Source organism: Dactylosporangium thailandense (genome assembly GCF_059739745.1).
In genome coordinates this window covers 7,045,041-7,058,577 of record NZ_AP029195.1, presented here as the reverse complement: position 1 = coordinate 7,058,577, position 13,537 = coordinate 7,045,041, and the positions used below count along the sequence as shown (strand labels likewise).

10 protein-coding genes are annotated in these 13,537 nt (G+C 74.5%); 3 read left to right on the top strand and 7 right to left on the bottom strand.

The window, feature by feature from the left end; genetic code table 11:
- Positions 1–3: 3 nt before the first annotated feature.
- Positions 4–2,772 carry a tetratricopeptide repeat protein gene (locus AC6JBM_RS31200; protein ID WP_497977600.1) on the top strand — a complete coding sequence of 923 codons (2,769 nt, stop codon included), beginning with the start codon at positions 4–6 and terminating at the stop codon, positions 2,770–2,772.
- Here the strand turns inward: AC6JBM_RS31200 and ileS are convergent.
- The 4 genes from ileS to AC6JBM_RS31180 form a co-directional block, all read right to left on the bottom strand.
- On the bottom strand, positions 2,754–5,843 hold the full coding sequence (gene ileS / locus AC6JBM_RS31195) for an isoleucine--tRNA ligase (protein WP_497977599.1): 3,090 nt from the start codon (positions 5,841–5,843) through the stop codon (positions 2,754–2,756). The genes AC6JBM_RS31200 and ileS overlap by 19 nt on opposite strands.
- Positions 5,844–6,061: 218 nt before the next feature.
- The gene (locus AC6JBM_RS31190; protein ID WP_497977598.1) at positions 6,062–6,895 is read right to left on the bottom strand and encodes an ABC transporter ATP-binding protein; all 834 of its coding nucleotides are present in this window, start codon (positions 6,893–6,895) and stop codon (positions 6,062–6,064) included.
- Complete coding sequence (locus tag AC6JBM_RS31185; RefSeq protein ID WP_497977597.1) at positions 6,888–7,889, bottom strand: FecCD family ABC transporter permease; 1,002 nt, start codon at positions 7,887–7,889, stop codon at positions 6,888–6,890. The genes AC6JBM_RS31190 and AC6JBM_RS31185 overlap by 8 nt, the downstream gene beginning before the upstream one ends.
- Positions 7,886–8,776 carry a FecCD family ABC transporter permease gene (locus tag AC6JBM_RS31180; RefSeq protein ID WP_497986556.1) on the bottom strand — a complete coding sequence of 297 codons (891 nt, stop codon included), beginning with the start codon at positions 8,774–8,776 and terminating at the stop codon, positions 7,886–7,888. The genes AC6JBM_RS31185 and AC6JBM_RS31180 overlap by 4 nt, the downstream gene beginning before the upstream one ends.
- Positions 8,777–8,931: 155 nt before the next feature.
- On the opposite strand from AC6JBM_RS31180, the gene AC6JBM_RS31175 reads away from it, so the two are divergent.
- Both AC6JBM_RS31175 and AC6JBM_RS31170 read left to right on the top strand, forming a co-directional pair.
- On the top strand, positions 8,932–9,933 hold the full coding sequence (locus AC6JBM_RS31175; RefSeq protein ID WP_497977596.1) for an ABC transporter substrate-binding protein: 1,002 nt from the start codon (positions 8,932–8,934) through the stop codon (positions 9,931–9,933).
- The gene (locus AC6JBM_RS31170; RefSeq protein WP_497977595.1) at positions 9,930–10,682 is read left to right on the top strand and encodes a siderophore-interacting protein; all 753 of its coding nucleotides are present in this window, start codon (positions 9,930–9,932) and stop codon (positions 10,680–10,682) included. Before AC6JBM_RS31175 ends, AC6JBM_RS31170 begins: the two co-directional genes overlap by 4 nt.
- 45 nt (positions 10,683–10,727) lie before the next feature.
- On the opposite strand, the gene AC6JBM_RS31165 is transcribed toward AC6JBM_RS31170, so the two are convergent.
- From AC6JBM_RS31165 to AC6JBM_RS31155, 3 genes are all read right to left on the bottom strand, one after another.
- Positions 10,728–12,224, bottom strand: a complete 1,497-nt coding sequence (locus tag AC6JBM_RS31165; RefSeq protein ID WP_497977594.1) for a flavin-containing monooxygenase — start codon at positions 12,222–12,224, stop codon at positions 10,728–10,730.
- Positions 12,225–12,226: 2 nt separating this feature from the next.
- Complete coding sequence (locus AC6JBM_RS31160) at positions 12,227–12,691, bottom strand: cupin domain-containing protein (RefSeq protein WP_497977593.1); 465 nt, start codon at positions 12,689–12,691, stop codon at positions 12,227–12,229.
- Positions 12,692–12,772: 81 nt separating this feature from the next.
- Positions 12,773–13,534: an IclR family transcriptional regulator gene (locus AC6JBM_RS31155; RefSeq protein WP_497977592.1), complete on the bottom strand. Its 762-nt coding sequence runs from the start codon at positions 13,532–13,534 to the stop codon at positions 12,773–12,775.
- Between the last annotated feature and the right edge of the window lie 3 nt (positions 13,535–13,537).

The following is a 13,537-nucleotide window of genomic DNA, read 5'->3' as shown; positions in this document are numbered from 1 at the left end:
CTGATGCGTGTCGATGCCGCCTTCGTCGGCCGGGAGCCCGAACAGGCGCGCTTCCGGGCCGTCCTCGCCGACCCGGACGGCGGCCGGATCCTCGTGCTCACCGGCCACGGCGGCGCCGGCAAGAGCACCCTGTTGCGCCGCCTGGCCGCGATCGCCGCCGCCGACCCGGGCCGTGACATCGTCGCCACCGTCGACTGGGAGGCGGAGCAGCCGGTCATCCGGGCCGAGTCCGCGACCGCCGCCGGGCCACCGATCTGGCTGGTGCTCGACCGGATGTACCGCGCCCTGACCGACGCCGTCCCGCCCGGCGCCGGCCGCAGGCGGATCGAGCGCGCCTTCCACCCGTTCCGCGAGCGGATGCGGCGCGTCCCGGCGCTGGCCGCTCGCGCCCGGGACCTCGGCCTCGACGCCGGACGCCGCCCCGCCCTCAGCGACGACGAGCGCACCCGCCTCGCCGACGCCGGGGAGGACCTTGCCGCCGTCGCGCTGGCCGCCCCGCTCGGCCCGGCCGCCGCCCCGCTGGCCAAGGCCGGCCGGGCGGCGATCACCGCGGCCGTGCGCCGGATCGCCGGATGGCGGGTCGAGGACGAGGAGTATCCGAGCCTGATCTCCGAGGTCGACGCGCTCGTCCGCGCGTTCGGCCACGGCCTCGACAAGCTGGCCGGTCGCGGCCGCCCGCCGGTGCTGCTGCTGGACTCCTGCGAGCTGCTCGGCCCCGCGCTGGACTGGCTGCCCGCGCTCGCCGGCCGCCCCCGCGCCGCCGAGACCTGGGTGCTGGGCCTGCGCGACGCGGCGGACCCCACCGCCGGCGGCCCCGCGGCCCGCCTGGTCGCCGCCCTGCCGGCCGAGCGCGCCGAGACGATGCCGGTGCGCCCGTTCGGGCCGGCCGAGTCGGCCGCGTACCTGGCCGAGGCGTTCGGTGCGGCGCCGCCACCCGACGTGACGGCGGAGCTGATCGTGGCGACCGGCGGGGTGCCCCTCGCCGTCGCGCTGCTCGTCGGCCTGCTGCGCAGTGACGTCCCGCGCGACGAGGTGTTCGCCGACGGCCCCGGCCGGGCGGCGGTGGCGACGCTGATGCGCCGGTATCTGGCCCGGCTGCTGGCCCGGCCCGAGTCGGCCGAGGACCTGGCCCTCGTGCACGGGCTCGCCCTGCTGCCCGGCCGGCTCGACCCGGCGCTGCTGGCCGCGCTGTGGGACGTGCCGCCGGCCGAGGTCGCGGGCCGCCTGGACACGCTGGCGGCGCGCTACGACTTCGTAAGGCCCGGCCGGCTGCCGCTGCAGCGCGACGTGGCCACGGTCGTGCTCGCCCACCTGTCCGGCCCGGCCGAGCGGGAGATGGTGCGGCCCATGCACGAACGCGCCGTCGCCGCGCTGCGGGCCCGGCTGTCGCGGCACGCGGCCGCGGGCGAGGCCGCGGTGACCGACGAGGACTGGCAGCGCGACGTGGCCGCCCTGCTGTGGCACACCTACTGGACCGGCGAGCGGGCCGGGCACCGCCTGCTCTGCCACCTGTATGCGCCGGTGGCCGTGCTGGCCCCCGGGTTCGCCCTCGAACTGGCCGACATCCCGGGCTCGTTCGCGCACTCCTATGCCTCCGCCGATCGCCCGGTGCTGCGCGGCGTGGCGGTCCTGGCCGCCCGCCCGCTCGAACACGGCCCCGCCGACCCCGCCGCCGTGGGCCGGCCGGTGCTCGAGGCCCTGCGTTGCCATGACGACGAGGGGGTCCTCGCCGCCGACGTCTGCCGCCGCCACGCGGACCTGGTCGCGGTGATGCACGGCGACCTGCTCGGGCTGGGCGTGCTCGAGCGGCTGGAACTCGCCGAGGCCGCGGTCGAGCGGGTCGCCGGCGCGGACGAGCGCGTGCGGCGCCCGGTGGCGGCGGTCCATCGCCGATACACCGGCTGGCTCGCCGTCCAGTACCTCGACGAGGACACGACGCTGCGGCGTGAGGACGCCCTGCGCGCGGCCCGGCGCGGGGTCGAGGTGAGCCCGGACGACCCGCTCGCCCACGTTGTCCACGGCACGGTGCTGACCCGGATCGGCGAGTTCGCCGCGGGGGAGGCCGCCCTGCGCGAGGCGAAGCGCCGCGACCCCGCCAACCCGGCGCGGAGCATCATCCTCGCCTACGCGCTGCTGATGGACGGACGGTACGAGGAGGCGGAGCCCGAGCTGCGCCGCGGCGTCGAGGCGCGGCCGGAGTCGGCGGAGTTGCGGCAGCTGCTCGGCTGCGTGCTGCTGTCGCTGCGAAAGCGGGGCGACGAGGCGGTCCGTGTCCTGTGCGAGGCGGACAGGCTTGCGCCCGGCGACATCGTCACCCTGGAGGCGCTGGCCTCGGCGCTGATCAACGAGGCCAGGTATGCCGAGGCCGAGCCCGTGCTCCGGCGGGCGATCGCGATCGCGCCCACGGGGAAGCTGTACACCCATCTCGGGCTGGCCGTCGGGAAGCTCGGCCGGCCGGATGCCGCGCTGGCGGCCCACCGGCGGGCCGTCGAGCTCGACCCGCGGGACGCCGCCTCCCGGGTGGGCCTGGCGGCGGTGCTCGGGGCCCGGGGCGATCACGCCGGAGCCGAGCGGGAGGCCCGGGCGGCGATCGAGCTCGACCCGAGCCTGTACGTCGCCCACGAGAACCTCGCGGCGTCCCTGCACTACCAGGGACGCCGCGAGGAGTCGGAGCGGGCCTTCCAGCGGGCGGCCGTGGTCAAGGCCGCATCCGGCGACGAGGTCACGGAGGTGTCCCTCGCCTGGGTGAAGGATCAGGCCTTGCGCAGGTAGTACGTCACGCCGGGGGCCTCGTGCGGGTCGGCGCCGGGCCAGGGGCCGTCCTGCGTGAAGGCGGTCGCCAGGACCTCGTCGGCGATCGACGCGGCGTGCTCCCGCAGGGCCTCCGCGGTCTGCGGGTCGCTGGTGGCGTACCGCAGCTCGATCCGGTCCACCACCTCGAGCCCGGAGGACTTGCGCGTCTCCTGCACCTGCCGGATCACCTCGCGGGCGATGCCGGCGCGGCGCAGCTCCGGCGTGATGTGCAGGTCGAGCGCCACGGTCGCGCCGGCGTCGCTGGCCACCGCCCAGCCCTCGCGGGGCGTCTCGGTCAGGAACACGTCGTCGCGCTCGAGCACCACCGGCTCCCCGCCGACCTCGAGGGTCGCCGAGCCCGCCTCGCGCAGCGCGGCGCCGAGGGCCGCGGCGTCGGTCGCGGCGACGGCGGCCGCGATCTCCTGCACGCGCTTGCCGTACCGCTTGCCGAGGCTGCGGAAGTTCGCCTTCGCCGACGTGTTCACCAGCGAGCCGGTGAGCGGCTCGACCGATTGCACGTTGAGCTCCTCGGCGAGCAGCTCCAGCAGCGGCCCGTCGAGGCCCGGCGCCGAGACCAGCACCCGGGCCAGGGGCTGGCGGGTCTTCACCGTGGCATCGGCGCGCGCGGCCCGGCCCAGCTCGACCAGGCGCCGCACGAGCGCCATCTCCTCCGACAGGCGCGGGTCGATCAGGGTGGGATCCGCGACCGGGTAGGCGGCCAGGTGTACCGACTCCGGAGCACCGGGGGTCGTGGACACCACGAGGTCCTGCCAGACCCGCTCGGTCATGAACGGCGTGAGCGGCGCCATGAGCAGCGTCACGGTCGTGACCGCCTCGTGCAGGGTGCTCAGCGCGGCCGGGTCGCCGCGCCAGAACCGGCGCCGGGCCCGCCGCACGTACCAGTTCGACAGGTCGTCGACGAACGCGGCGAGCAGCCGCCCGGCCCGCTGGGTGTCGAACGCGTCCATGGCCGCGTCGACCTCGCCGACGAGCAGGTTGAGCTCGGAGACGACCCAGCGGTCGAGCACCGGCCGCTCGGCGACCGGCACGATCTCGGCCGGGGTCCAGCCCGCGGTGCGCGCGTAGAGGCTCTGGAACGCGACGGTGTTCCAGTACGTCAGCAGGACCTTGCGCACGACCTCCTGGATGAGCGTGTGCCCGACCCGCCGCGCCGACCAGGGCGAGCCGACGGCCGCCATGAACCAGCGCACCGCGTCCGCGCCGTGGCGCTCCAGCAGCGCCATCGGCTCCAGGATGTTGCCGAGGTGCTTGGACATCTTGCGGCCGTCCTCGGCGAGGATGTGGCCGAGGCACACGACGTTGCGGTAGCTGGACCGGTCGAACACGAGCGTGCCGACCGCCATGAGCGTGTAGAACCAGCCGCGGGTCTGGTCGATCGCCTCGGAGATGAAGTCGGCCGGGTAGCTCGCGGTGAACCCGTCGGCGTTCTGGTGCGGGTAGCCGTACTGCGCGAACGGCATGGCGCCCGAGTCGTACCAGGCGTCGATGACCTCGGGCACGCGCCGCGCGGTGCGCCCGCACTCGCACGGCAGCTCGACCTCGTCGATGTAGGGGCGGTGCGGGTCCAGGTCGCTCAGGTCGCGCCCGGCGAGCGCCCCGAGCTCGGCCAGCGACCCGACGCAGGTGAGGTGGCCCTCCTCGCAGCGCCAGATGGGCAGCGGGGTGCCCCAGTACCGGCTGCGCGACAGCGCCCAGTCGACGTTGTTCGTGAGCCAGTCGCCGTACCGCCCGTGCTTGATCGACTCCGGGTGCCAGGCGGTCCGCTCGTTCTCCCGCAGCAGGGCGTCCTTGATCCGGGTGGTGCGGATGTACCAGGAGGGCTGCGCGTAGTACAGCAGCGGGGTGTGGCATCGCCAGCAGTGCGGGTAGCTGTGCTCGTAGGCGAGGTGCCGCAACAGCAGGCCGCGCGCCCGCAGATCGTCGACCAGCGTGGCGTCGGCGTCCTTGAAGAACACGCCGCCGACCTCGGGCACCTCGGGCGCGAACCGGCCGTCGGGCTGGATCGGGTTCACCATCGGCAGGTCGTAGGCCTTGCACGTGGCGTAGTCGTCGGCGCCGAAGGCGGGCGCCTGGTGGACCAGGCCGGTGCCGTCCTCGGTGGTCACGTAGGTGCCGAGGACCACGAAGTGCGCGCCCTCCATCGGCACCAGGTCGAAGGGGCGCCGGTACGTCCAGCGCTCCATCTGCTTGCCGGTGAAGGACTCGCCGGTCGTCGTGAAGTCGTCGCCGAGGGCCTTGCCGACGAGGGGCTCGGCCACCACCAGGCGCTCGGTGCCGTCGGTGGCCACGACATAGGTGACGTCCGGGTGTACCGCCACCGCCGTGTTGGACACGAGGGTCCACGGCGTGGTCGTCCACACCAGCAGGGACGCGTCCTCGAGCGGCCCGGAGGTGAGCGGGAACCGGACGAAGACCGACGGGTCCGTCACGGTCTCGTAGCCCTGGGCGAGCTCGTGGTCGGACAGGCCGGTCTGGTCCCGCGGGCACCACGGCGAGACCCGGAAGTCCTCGGCGAGCAGCCCCTTGTCGAAGATCTGCTTGAGCGACCACCACACGGACTCGATGTACTGCGGGTCCATGGTCCGGTAGGCGCGGTCCATGTCGACCCAGTAGCCCATGCGCTCGGTGAGCCGGCCGAACGCGTCGGTGTGCCGGGTGACCGACTCGCGGCACTTGGCGTTGAACTCGGCGACGCCGTAGGCCTCGATGTCCTGCTTGCCGGAGAAGCCGAGCTCCTTCTCGACGGCGAGCTCGACGGGCAGCCCGTGGCAGTCCCACCCGGCCTTGCGCCCGACGTGGAAGCCCTTCATGGTCTTGTACCGCGGGAAGACGTCCTTGAACACGCGCGCCTCGATGTGGTGCGCGCCCGGCATGCCGTTGGCGGTGGGCGGCCCCTCGTAGAACACCCACTCGGGTCTGCCCTCGGACTGCGCGAGGCTGCGCCCGAAGACGTCGCGCTCCTTCCAGAGCGCGAGCACCTGATGATCCAGCTGGGACAGGTCGACCTGCGCCGGAACCGGTCGATACATGATGAGTGGCACCTCTCCGTCGTCGTGGCGTTCGACGGAGGGACGAGACCGTGCGCCGGCCCCGCGGTACCACCCTCCTTGGCCGCGGCGGTCGCACGGCCCACTCGTGTTCAGTTGTGGCCGGGTCTACTGAGCCGCGCGCGGCCGTTCTTCCGGCGGCTCCGGGGTGATCTTCCCGCCCGCGCACGCCTGCCGGGCTTCCACCGTCCCCGGTTCGCTCAAGGCTGCGTGCGGGGGTACTCGTCCCCTTCAACGCCCGCCGCAGAGTATAGGCGCCGCCGGGGGATCACGAGCGCGGTGCCGGTCTCGGGGTCGGGGATCACGCGGCAGGGCAGCGCGAAGACCTCCTCCATCATCGCCTCCGTCACCACCTCGGCCGGGGTGCCTTCGGCCAGGACGCGCCCGTCGCGCATGGCCACCAGGTGGGTCGCGTAGCGGGCGGCCAGGTTCAGGTCGTGCAGCACGGCGACGAGGGTGCGGCCGTGCTCGCGGTGCAGGCGCGCGCACAGCTCGAGGATGTCGAGCTGGTGGGTGATGTCGAGGTAGGTGGTCGGCTCGTCGAGCAGGAGCAGCGGCGTCTCCTGGGCGAGCACCATCGCGATCCACACGCGCTGGCGCTGGCCGCCGGAGAGCTCGTCGACGAACGCGCCGGCCAGGGGCGTGACCGCGGTGGCCTCCATGGCCCAGCGCACCGCCCGCTCGTCGGCGTCGCTCCACGTGCTCAGCGGGCCCCGGTGCGGGTAGCGGCCGCGGGAGACCAGGTCGGCGACGGTGATCCCGTCCGGGGCGACCGCGGTCTGGGCCAGCAGGCCGAGGGTGCGGGCGACCTCGCGGGCCGGTCGCGTGGCGATGTCGCGGCCGTCGAGCAGGACGTGCCCGGCCTTGGGCTTCAGGACCCGGGCCAGGGAGCGCAGCAGCGTCGACTTCCCGCACGCGTTGGGCCCGACGATCACGGTGAAGGAGCCGTCCGGGATGTCGATGCGGAGGTCCTCGGCGACGGTCCGGCCGTCGTAGCCGAGGGTCAGGTCGATGCCGCGCAGCCGGTCAGACACGGGCTCTCCTTGCGGTTCGGGCCAGGAGCAGGACGAGGTAGCCGCCGCCGAGCAGGCCGGTGACGACGCCGACGGGGAGCTGGTGGCCGGGGAAGAGGCGCTGGGCCAGCACGTCGGCCCCGGTGAGCAGGGCGGCGCCCAGCAACAGCGACGGCAGCAGGTTGGGCCCGGTCGCCCCGGTGAGCCGGCGGGCCAGCTGCGGGGCGGTGAGGGCGACGAAGAGCACCGGCCCGGCGGCGGCCGAGGCCGCGGCGGCGAGCAGCACGGCGCACGCGAGGGCGGTGAGCCGGACGGGGCCGACGTTCACGCCGAGCCCGCGGGCCGGGTCGTCGCCGAGCTCGAGGTTGGCCAGGGCCCGGCCGAGGACGGCGACGACCGGGGTGAGCAGGACGAGCGCGCCGCCGGCGACGGCGGCGTGGCCCCAGCCGCGCCCGTCGAGGCTGCCGGTGAGCCAGAGCACGGCCCGTGCCGCGTCCACGATGTTCGCGCGGGTGAGCAGGTAGCTGTTGACGCCGGTGAGGATGCCGGCCACGCCGATGCCGACGAGGATCAGCCGGTGGCCGTGCCCGCCGCCGCGCCAGGCCAGCAGGTAGATCGCGGCGCCGGTGGCGATCGCGCTCAGCACGGAGCCGGCGGCCACGGCCGTGGTACCGCCGCCGAGGACGACGACCGCGAGCAGGCCGCCGGTGGCCGAGCCCTGGGTGAAGCCGAGCACGTCGGGGCTGCCGAGCGGGTTGCGCACGAGGGACTGGAACAGCGCGCCGGCCAGGGCCAGGGCGCCGCCGACGGCGAGGGCGGTCACGACCCGGGGCAGGCGCAGCTCCCGCACGATGAACGCGTCGGCGGGGGAGCCGCCGCCGAACAGGGTGCGCACGACGTCGGGCAGGCTCATCGGGTAGTCGCCGCCGCCGATCGAGACCAGGGCGATGACGATCGCCGCGACGGCCAGGGCGGCGCTGACCCCGACGACCCGCAGGCGCGCCCGCGCGGTCACGTCGCCCTCCGGCGCCGCACGATGGCCAGGAAGAAGCCGCCGCCGACGACCGCGGTGACCACGCCCACCTGCAGCTCGCCGGGGCGGCCGGCCACGCGGCCGAGCACGTCCGAGGCGAGCAGCAGGGCCGGGGCGAGCATCGCGCTGAACGGCAGCAGCAGGCGCACGTCCGGGCCGGTGAACGGGCGGACCAGGTGCGGCACCATGAGGCCGAGGAAGACGATCGGGCCGCACGCCGCGGTCGCCGCCCCGCACAGCAGCACGATCGACACCGCGGCGAGGACCCGGATGCGGCCCGGGTGGGCGCCGAGCGCGCGGGCCGAGTCGTCGCCGAGCGCGAGCGCGTTGAGCGGGCCGGCCAGCAGCGCGGCGATGACGACGCCGGCCAGGACGAACGGGGCGATCAGCGCCGCGGTGCCGGGGCGGGCCGCGGCCAGCGAGCCGGCGGTCCAGAACCGCATCCGGTCCAGGGACGCGGTGTCCAGGAGCTGCACGGCGGCGACGTACGCGTACAGGGCGGCGCTGACCGCGGTACCGCTCAGCGCGAGGCTGCCCGGGGAGGAGCCGCGCCCGCCGGCCACGGCATAGACCACGACGGAGACCAGGGCCGCCCCGCCGAAGGCGAACCACACGTAGCCCGAGAGATCCGTCACGCCGAGGAAGGCGATGGCGCTCACCACGGCCGCGGACGCGCCGGCGTTGACGCCGAGCAGGCCCGGGTCGGCGAGCGGGTTGCGGGTCAGCGCCTGCATGAGCGCCCCGGCCAGCCCGAGCGCGACGCCCACGAGCAGGCCGAGGACGGTGCGGGGCAGCCGCAGGTCGCGCACGACGGTGGCCCCGGCCGAGCCGGCGTCGGTCAGGCCGTGCCAGACCTCGGCGGGGCTCATCGCCCTCGCGCCGATGGCGAGGCTGGCGGCGGCGACCACGACGAGGACGCCGGCCGCCCCGGCGAGGCGAGCGAATGACTGCACAAGGACCGCCTTGACACGATCAAGTTAAGTGAGGCTACCCTAAGTGCCGATCGAGAGAGAGGCAACCCGCCATGTCCTTCAACGTGTCCCGCCGCGGCCTGCTCGCCGGCGTCCTCGGCCTCGGCGCGCTCGCCGCCTGCGGGGACGGCGGGTCCGGCTCGGGCGCCGACCCGGCGGCGAGCGGCACCGCTGGTGGCCCCTTCGCCTTCACCGACGACCGCGGCACGGCCGTGAACCTCGCCGCCGCGCCGAAGCGGATCGTGGCCTACGTGGGCACCGCGGCCGCGCTGCACGACTTCGGCGTCACCTCGTTCGCGGGCACGTTCGGCCCGCTCAAGGGGGCCGACGGCGGCAAGGACCCGCTCGCCGGCGACCTCGACCCGGGCAAGGTCGAGTCGCTGGGCAACGCGTGGGGCGAGTTCAACATCGAGAAGTACGCCGCGCTGCGCCCCGAGCTGCTGATCACCAACATGTACGAGGCGAACCAGCTGTGGTACGTCCCGGAGGACTCCAAGGACAAGATCCTCGCCCTCGCGCCCAGCGCCGGCATCACGGTGTCGCGCACCTCGCTGGCGAAGGTCATCCAGCGCTACGCCGACCTGGCCAAGGCGCTCGGCGGCGACCCGGAGGCGGGCAAGGCGCGCTTCGACGCGGCCGCCGAGGCGGTCAAGGCGGCGGTGAAGGCCAACGGCGGGCTCAAGGTGCTGGCCGCCTCGGCGAGCCCGGACCTGCTCTACATCTGTGACCCCAAGGTCTACGGCGAGCTGAGCTACTACCAGGAGCTCGGCGTCGAGGTCATCGCCCCGAACGCGGTCACCGGCGGCTACTTCGAGAACCTGAGCTGGGAGAACGCCGACAAGTACAAGGCTGACGTGATCCTGCTCGACAACCGCGCGCAGGCCCTGCAGCCCAAGGACCTCACCGCGAAGCCGACCTGGGCGAACCTGGCCGCGGTCAAGGCCGGGCAGGTCGTGCCGTGGCAGAGCGAGCCGCGCTTCAGCTACGCCGGGTGCGCGGGCGCGCTGGAGACCCTGGCCAAGGAGCTGGCGGGGGCGAAGAAGGTCGCGGCGTGACCTACGACTTCTTCGACGTCCACGTGGTCCGGCACGAGGCCCTGACGCCGGACGCGGTCCGGGTCACCTTCGCCGGGGACGCGCTGGACCGGTTCGTCAGCGGCGGGCGGGACCAGCGGTTCAAGCTGTTCTTCCCGGCGCCCGGGCAGGACACGGCGATCGTCCCGCGCGGCGGGGCGTGGTATCCGCACTGGCGCCGGCTGGACCCGGCGACCCGCGGGATCATGCGCACGTACACGGTCGCGGCCGCCCGCCCCGGCGAGTTCGACGTCGACTTCGCCCTGCACCCGGGCGGCGGCCCGGCGATCCAGTGGGCCTCGAGCGTGGCCGTCGGCGATCGCCTGCTCGTGCTGGGCCCGACGGTGACCGACAACGGCGGCGTCGACTTCCAGCCGCCGGAGGGCACGGAGTGGGTCCTGCTCGCGGGCGACGAGACGGCGGTGCCGGCCCTGGACGCGATCAGTGCCTTCGTCGGCTCCTCGCTGCCGGTGTACGCGTTCGTCGCCGCGTCGCCGAGCCGCTGCGTCGCCGGCGTGCACTGCCCGGACGGCCTGCTCGAGCCGATCCGCTCCGCGCGGCTGCCGGACGGCCCCGGCTACGCCTTCGTGGCCGGCGAGTCGGGCGAGGTCCGCGCGCTGCGCCGGCACCTGGTGCAGGAGCGCGGGTTCGACAAGCGCCGCGTGACGTTCACCGGCTACTGGCGCCGCGGCGCGTCCGAGGACGACCTGATCGAGGAGTCGGCCGCCTGATGAGCTGTGGTCCCGGCGGCTGGTCTGTCCGCCGGGACCACGTCCTCACGCGATCGGCGCCGGGGCCGGGGGCCGCGGGGCGGTGGCCAGGCGGCGCAGCACCGCCGGGGTGACGGCCCGGTAGGCGGCCGGGTTCACCGGGTTCAGCCAGTGCGACGCGCGGACCGGGGCGCCGATGTTCACGTCCAGGTCGCCGAGCACCTCGTCCACGTTGTGCAGCGAGAACGGGATGATCTTGCCGCCGCGGCTGTGGTGGCGGTTCGTGGCCTCGTCCATGAAGGCGAGCTGCTGGGTGATCGCCGCGCGCATGTCCGGGGGGCTGGGGCGGCGGACCGCGCCCGCGATGTCGGCCGCGATCCACAGCGCGGCCATCTCGGCGTTGAGCGGGCTGAAGAACGACGAGTTGTAGCCGTTGAAGTACAGGTCGGGCACGTCGACGGGGAGGATCTGGCGGTACAGCTGGAAGTTTCCCCGCTCGTCCAGCAGGCGCCCGGTCACCGCGTCCGGCAGGAACGGCACGCCCTGCGTGAAGCCCGTCGCGCAGACGATCAGGTCGGCCGGGAGCCGGGTGCCGTCGTCCAGCTCGGCGTGCGGGGCGCCGCCGACGGTGAGCAGGCGCGCGATCACGCGGTTCTTGTGCACGGCGATCCGGCCCGCGGTGACGCCCTCGAAGAAGCCCTCGGTGGCCAGGCCGATCGCGCCGCGCACGATGTCCTCCATCCGGCCCGGCGGGACCAGGCCGAGCCGCTCGAGGCCGAACTGGCGGACCGACACCGTGCCGATCGAGTTGATCATGCCGGCGCGCAGGCCCTTGCCCGGGCCGTGCAGGAACTTCTCCATGCCGCGCAGCACCCGGTACCGGAACAGGGCCTCGCCCATGCGGGTCAGCAGGAGCAGCTTGAAGTTCAGGACGCCGCCGACCTTGCGCGGGACCTTCCACAGCAGATGGCGCGCGATGACGCCGGTGCTGGCGGCGACCTGCGACAGCGGCACGGTGACGTCGCACGCCGACTTGCCGTAGCCGACGACGAGGACGTGCCTGCCCCGGGCGGCGCCGGCGTCGTGCAGCGCGGTGCCGGCCACGACCTCGCCGCCGGCCGCGGTGAACTCCTCCAGGCCCGGGTAGGCGGGGACGAGGGGCTCGCAGAAGATGCCGTTGGCCACCACGAGCTTGTCGAAGCTCGCCTCCCCGGCCGGGGTCGTGAGCGTCCAGCCGCCGCCCGCCGCGGGAGTGGCCGAGCGGACCTCGGTCGACAGGCGCAGGGCGGGCGCCAGGCCGAACTCGTTCGCGTAGGACTCCAGGTAGGCCTGGACCTGGGCGCCGGTCGGCCACTGCGGGTAGTCGCGCGGCATGGGGTGGTCCGACAGGGAGTACTGCGCCTTCGGGCTCTGCGTGGTCAGGCCGGGATAGCGGCGGGTCCGGCTCCACACCCCGCCCACGTCGGGCGCCTTGTCGTAGACGGTCACCTCGTGGCCGGCCTGCCGCAGCACCTTCGCGGTGCTCAGCCCGGCGACGCCGGCCCCGATGACGCCGACGCGCATGCTCAGCTCACCTCGGGCGGCAACTGGAGCACCAGGCCGAAGTCGGCCATGATCTGCTTGATCTTCGTGATGTCCCGCGGCCCGGGCGGCAGCTCGGCCAGCGCCTGGTAGTAGCCCTCGAGCCCGGCCGGCGAGACGACGGAGATGACCCGCGCCTCCTCGCCGGTGCTGTTGCGGAACGTGTGCACGACGTCGCGAGGCAGGTACAGGTAGTCGCCCAGGCCGATGGTGAACCGCTCGCCGCCGAGGAAGCAGTCGAGCCGGCCGGCCAGGCAGATGAACGACTCGTCCTCGCGGGTGTGCAGGTGCGGCGGGGGTCCGTCGGTGTGCGGGGGGACGGCGTACTCGAACAGCGAGTACGCGTCGCGCGTCGTCTTGCCGTCGGCCTTCATCGTGATGCCGAGGCCGATCGCCGCGATCCGGGTTCCTTCGCGGGAGGGCAGCATGTATCCGCCGCCGAGGGTCATCGTCGTCTCCCTAAGCCGTAGGTCGTCACAGCGTGGGCGCCCCGCGGAAGGAGAAGCAATCGGCAGTCCCGGTGAGCGGGACTACGAAAGCCGTGCGTAGGCCCGGGACGCGGCCGCGGCGGCCATGCGCACCGCCGGGCCGATGCGGTCGGCCCGCACCAGGGGGCTCGGGCCGGTCACCGACAGGGCCGCCGCCACCGAGCCGAGCGGCCCGAAGATGGGGGCGGCCACGCAGCTCACGCCGATGTTGCCCTCCTCCCGGTCGACCGCCCAGCCCCGCTCGGGGACCGCGGTGAGCTCCCGCATGATGGCGACCGGGTTCGTGAGCGTGCGCGGGGTGCGGGCCGGCATCGGCTGGCCGAGGACCGCGTCGATGACCTCGGGCTGCGAGTACGCCAGGATCGCCCGGCCGAGCGCGGAGCAGTACGCCGGAATCACCCCGCCGACCTGGGACAGCATCGGCAGCGCGCGGTGCCCGCTGATCTTCTCGACGACCAGGATCTGCGCGCCGTCCAGGACGCCCAGCTGCACGGTGATCTTCGTGGCGTGGTGCAGGTCCTGCAGGAACGGCAGCACCGCCTCCCGCAGCTCCAGCCGGATCGGGGCCAGCCCGGCGACCTCGAAGAGGCGGTTGCCGATGCGGTACCGCTCGGCGGGCTTGTCCAGCCACCCGAGCCGGATCATCTTCTCGGCCGTGCGGTGCGTGGTCGAGCGTGGCAGCCCGCACCGGGCCACCAGGGCGGCGAGGGTCAGCTCCCGGTGCGCGGCGTCGAACGCGCCGAGGATCGCCGCGGCCCGGTCGAGCGCGCCCTCGGCGGGCGTGTCCCGCTCAGCGGGACTCATCGT

Excerpts from the sequence above, each read along its gene's own strand:
- AC6JBM_RS31175 (WP_497977596.1), top strand. The coding sequence starts at position 8,932 with ATGTCCTTCAACGTGTCCCGCCGCGGCCTGCTCGCCGGCGTCCTCGGC.
- AC6JBM_RS31180 (WP_497986556.1), bottom strand. The coding sequence starts at position 8,776 with ATGAGCCCCGCCGAGGTCTGGCACGGCCTGACCGACGCCGGCTCGGCC.
- AC6JBM_RS31160 (WP_497977593.1), bottom strand. The coding sequence starts at position 12,691 with ATGACCCTCGGCGGCGGATACATGCTGCCCTCCCGCGAAGGAACCCGG.
- ileS (WP_497977599.1), bottom strand. The coding sequence starts at position 5,843 with ATGTATCGACCGGTTCCGGCGCAGGTCGACCTGTCCCAGCTGGATCAT.
- AC6JBM_RS31165 (WP_497977594.1), bottom strand. The coding sequence starts at position 12,224 with ATGCGCGTCGGCGTCATCGGGGCCGGCGTCGCCGGGCTGAGCACCGCG.
- AC6JBM_RS31155 (WP_497977592.1), bottom strand. The coding sequence starts at position 13,534 with ATGAGTCCCGCTGAGCGGGACACGCCCGCCGAGGGCGCGCTCGACCGG.
- AC6JBM_RS31200 (WP_497977600.1), top strand. The coding sequence starts at position 4 with ATGCGTGTCGATGCCGCCTTCGTCGGCCGGGAGCCCGAACAGGCGCGC.